The sequence below is a fragment of the Bradyrhizobium sp. 132 genome (assembly GCF_023074185.1).
GTDB lineage: Bacteria > Pseudomonadota > Alphaproteobacteria > Rhizobiales > Xanthobacteraceae > Bradyrhizobium.
Window position 1 is genome coordinate 1 of record NZ_JADPKY010000169.1, and the last position, 808, is coordinate 808.

General features: G+C 57.5%; 1 protein-coding gene. It reads right to left on the reverse strand.

Annotation, left to right across the window (positions count from 1 at the left end; genetic code table 11):
* Positions 1-808 (reverse strand): hypothetical protein (locus IVA74_RS36445; protein WP_247352385.1); only part of this gene is annotated, 808 nt, incomplete at both ends.

Consider the following 808-nt stretch of genomic DNA (forward strand, 5'->3'; position numbering starts at 1 on the left):
TCGGGACCAGTCTTGTCCGGCTCGTCGATCAGCTCGTAGAGATCGATCCACTCGATGAACGAATACTGAGAGAACTTCGCCAGCATCGCATCCAGGTTTGAGTTACAGGCCGACATCGAGGCAGACGTCGAGGTGTTGACGAACGTTGAGTCGTAGATCTCGGCGCCGTTCATCTCATTGATGGCGACTGGAACGCCGTAGCTCGACAGCTTTGTGAACAGGTTGAAATTGGGACGAACTCCGCCCCAGTAGTTCGTCGGGTCCACGCCGGCATGCTCGTAATAGTGATAGCCGAGCACATCGACCTTGACGCCATTCGCCTTCATGAAGTCGATGTAGCCGAACATCGTCGATGTGGTGCCGACGATGCGCCGAAGGTTTCTGCCGGTGTCGCGGCGTACCTGCTCGATCGCGTCCGACATTCCCCGCAAGAGATTGGCGAATTCGGCCATCGACGGATATGCCGCGAACTCGGCAGAGGTCCACCCCTTGCCGAACAACGGAGAGCCGTTGGCATCACGGACGGTCAGATTGATCTCATTACCAAGTTCCCAGTCGCCGACTGAAGATGCGAACTGGCGAACAAACGCCAGGGTCCGATTGTAGCCCTGAAAGTAGATCGCAGCAGCTTCGCCGGCAGGATACTTGCCGGCATCGGTCTTGTCGCCCCACATTAGCGGAAGCGCCAGAACAGGTTCAAGAGTGACGCCATAGTTGGCGGCAAGGCCCACGATCGAGGTGAAGCGCGTCGCTACCCATGGATCAGTGTCAGCCGCCAGAGGAATGGTCAGGCGGTATCGCTTGAGTT